The organism is Terriglobus sp. YAF25 (assembly GCF_052113305.1).
Taxonomy (GTDB): Bacteria; Acidobacteriota; Terriglobia; order Terriglobales; family Acidobacteriaceae; genus Terriglobus.
In genome coordinates this window covers 1-3,931 of sequence record NZ_JBFRCY010000441.1, presented here as the reverse complement: position 1 = coordinate 3,931, position 3,931 = coordinate 1, and the positions used below count along the sequence as shown (strand labels likewise).

The 3,931-nt window shown below is 55.2% G+C and carries 2 protein-coding genes; one reads left to right on the top strand and one right to left on the bottom strand.

From position 1 onward, the window contains the following. A partial coding sequence (locus AB4043_RS17485; protein ID WP_442307640.1) for a sulfatase-like hydrolase/transferase occupies window positions 1-417 on the bottom strand: 417 nt, incomplete at its 3' end. A gap of 289 nt (window positions 418-706) precedes the next feature. On the opposite strand from AB4043_RS17485, the gene AB4043_RS17480 reads away from it, so the two are divergent. Next, on the top strand, window positions 707-3,931 hold a 3,225-nt coding region (locus AB4043_RS17480; protein ID WP_442307639.1), incomplete at its 3' end, for a carboxypeptidase regulatory-like domain-containing protein.

Here is a 3,931-nt window from a genome sequence, read left to right as displayed (position 1 = left end):
GCCCAGGTGCCACTTTCCGATCATCGCGGTGTGATAGCCGGCCTTCTGCAGATATCTCGCTACGGTCGGCTGCGATCCATCAAAGCGATTGAATACTGGCACGCCGTTCAGGTGGCTGTACTTACCCGTTAAGATCGTGGCGCGGCTGGGCGTGCAGATCGCATTGGTGGCGAAGACTCGATCCATACGCATGCCTTCGTTTGCGATTCGATCGAGATTGGGTGTCTGGTTAATCTTGCTGCCGTAGCAGCTCATAGCTTGGGCCGCGTGGTCGTCCGTCATGATGAACAGGATGTTTGGCCGCGACGGCGTCTGAGCAGCTCTGGCTGCAATTCCCGAGAGCAGCGATCCGGCTGCGAGGGCCGAGTTGCCGATAAAAGTCCGTCTTGTTACCTCATGGGATGAATGATTGGACATCTCGAATAGAACTCCTCAGGGATCGGGCACAGGCGATGGTCCCATTGGGGAGTGCCGCCGTACGCCCCTTAAATATAGCCTTGATGCTCTACCTTCTTGGGCGCCGCTGACGGCTTGTCGACGCGAACCCGTCCCGTGCGCCGTGCTGTCAGTCCGATCCAGTGTGATAACCTGCTCTTGGTATGCGGTCTAATCGTACCCAGCTATTGCTTTGTTGTTGCTGTTGACCACCTTTCAGCGGTCCGGCGAGAACTTGCGCGCGTAGCTCTTTTCTCCGATCCAGTTCGATATGTATCTCGTGGTTTGGCGTTTCTCATGCCCTGAATACATCCCTTGTTGCGCATCGTTCCCTGCGCTTTTGCGATGCGAACGTAGTCAGAGAGGCCTTATGTTTTCCAAGCGATCCCTTCTGCTTGTAGTTGTTTTTCTCTTTTCTCTCGAATCTTTTTCTGCATTTGCGCAGAGTTCAGGGAGCGGGACCCTCAGCGGAACCATTACCGACAAGTCAGGTGCCGTTATCGCAGAGGCGGAAGTGAGTGTACGCCAAACTTCAACTGGCATCGAGCGCTCGACTAAAACGAACTCCGACGGCTTTTACTCTCTGCCCGCACTCCGTGCCGGTGAGTATGTCGTCACGGCAAGTGCGCCCGGTTTCCAGCGCATAGAGCAGCAAGGTGTCAATCTGCAATCGGATACGACACGCACGATCAACGTGCAATTGCCGGTGAATGGAACGACGCAGACGACCACTGTCACCGATGCCGCGCCGGCGATCGAAACCTCAGAAGGCTCACTCAATACGATCATCACAGGCACGCAGCTCTGTGAGCTCGCGTCCAATGGCCGTAACTTCACGCAATTCCTCTCGCTTGGCACGGGGGTCAGCAGCTCGCAGACGGGGCAACGGATGGGTGTAGGACAGGAGGGCAATCCGCTCACCTCCGTCAACGGTGGCCGYATCAACTCTAACGCCTTCACCTATGACGGCATCCTGGCAATGGATACCGGCGGCAATCGAGGACTCAACCTCTTTCCTCCGATGGAAGCGATACAGGAGATACAGGTCCATAAGAGCAACTACACGGCTGACATTGGCTCTTTCGGCTACAGCCAGGTGAACGTTGTGACGCGTTCTGGCGGTGAGAGATATCATGGCGACCTGTATGAAGTGTTTTCGAATGATGCGCTCAATGCGCGGAACTACTTCAATACTTCGAAGCCACCACTCCACGACAACAACTTTGGGTATGACTTCGGTGGCCGTCTTCTTCCCGGCGCTCAAGGGAAGCTCGCCCGCAACATCTTCTTTTTCTGGTCGCAGGCGTTTGACCGCCGATCCGGGCCAGAACTTACCAGCTTCACCTCCGCACCGCAAAGCACCTTCACCGCGATCACACCGACCGCAGCCCAGAGGGCTGGGAACTTCACTGGTTCCGCGCCGATTACCAATCCTGACACAGGAAAGCCCTACGCCGGCAACCAGATCACGAATATCGATCCCAACGCCGCACTCTTGCTGAACGCTTACTTTCCGTTGCCCAACAGCGCAAGCTCTTCAAACTACGTAATCAGCCCTAAGAGCCAGACACGGTGGCGCGAAGAGTTGGTACGTGTCGACGCGGTCTTGTCGCCCAGCGATACCATCACGGCACGCTATGCACACGACGGCTGGAGTCAGCAGCAGGCAATCCTGAAACCATCCAACCAGTCTTTCGCAACCATCGGTGGTTCGTTCGCGAAACCGGGACAGAATGGCGTATTGCAGTGGACCCATATCTTTTCGCCAACGCTGCTAAACCAGGCGACGATCGGCTACTCGCGCAACCAGATCACGCAGTCGCCGGATAGCAATGGCCAGCGCCCGGCAGGGCTTACGATCCCAAGCTTATACAACGCGAATATCTATAACCTGATACCCACAATTACGATCAGCGGATTTTCCTCCATCGGTGCACAGGGGCTGACCAACAATACAAACAACGTCTACACCTGGCGTGATGACTTGACGAAGCAACTGCATACTCACTCACTCAAAACGGGCTTCAATGTTCTTCGTATTCAGAAGTTCGATCGATTTCCCTACGGAGGTCAGGCAGGGGCATTCAGCTTCACCGGCTCTGCCACCGGCAATGCTCTGGCAGATTTCCTTACCGGCCACGCCTTCAGTTATGTCGAGCAGAGCAATGTACCCAACGTATATCTCTTCTCGAATATGTATGAGGCTTATTTGCAGGATGACTGGAAGGTCACTCGCAATCTGACGCTCAATCTGGGAGTACGCGATACGATTTTCCAGGGCGCGCCTAACGGCTACGACAAGTACGACCACATCTCCGGTTTCGTGCCCAGTCTCTATTCCGCGGCGAACRCACCAACCGTTACTGCAGCGGGAGCATTGGTCGCAAACACCGGCGATCCCCTCAATGGAATCATCACTCCCGCGAATAAGAAGGGGCTCGATCTTCCTCGCTCCCTCACGGGCGCGCGGAACAACATCGGTCCGCGTATCGGCTTTGCCTGGTCGCCCTTCGGTTCTTCCACAACTTCGATCCGGGGCGGTTACGGTCTGTTCTATCACTGGGACAACGACAATCATGAAAATCTGAGCGCGAATCCTCCGTTCGCGCAGTCCGCCACGATCTACAACACAACGCTTACGGGATTTGCTTCCGGTGCGCAGACCCTATTTCCTCCCACGCTGGCTGCGTTTGATACTCGCAAGCTCTATCCAACAGTTACGCAATACTCCCTGACAATCGAAAAGCAACTTCCTGGTTCGATCGTTCTCTCCGTAAGCTACGTGGGCAATACTGCGCGTCATCTGGATCAAACGCCCAATATCAACCAGGCTCAACCGAACGCCGCGGTTGCAGTAGGTGCCGTCAACGTCAACACCGTTCGGCCATACAAAGGTTATGCAGCGATCAACTACGATGTACGCTCTGCTTCGGCCAGTTATAACTCGCTCCAGATGGATGCCCGCCGCCGCTTCAAAAATGGATTTCTATTCGAAGCGGCGTACACATACTCACGGTCGTTGGGTTCACAGGTCGGACAAAACCAGTTCGTGAACGAGAAAGGCCCTACGGCCTACGATAGGCCCCAGAGCTTCACGATCAACTATGTGTATGACCTGCCGTTCTTCCGGGGCGGCCGCAGCCTTGCTGCCTATGCTCTTGGCGGTTGGGAGGTTAGCGGCGTATCCACGTTCCAAGGAGGAACGCCCGTCACTCTAACAATCTCTGCGGATCGCGCGGGAGTTGGAAATACGGGACAGAGACCCAACGTAACAGGACCGGTCACCTATCAGCACGGCAACATCAATAACTACTTTTCAACGACCAACTTCACCCAGCCGGCACCAGGGACCTTCGGTAACCTGGGACTCAATACGATTCGCCAGCCCGGTTTGAATAGCACGCAGTTCAACCTTTCCAAGAAAGCAACCTTCCGGCTCATCGGCGATACGCCTGTGACAGCGAAGTTCGAGGGAGAGTTTTTCAATCTCTTCAAC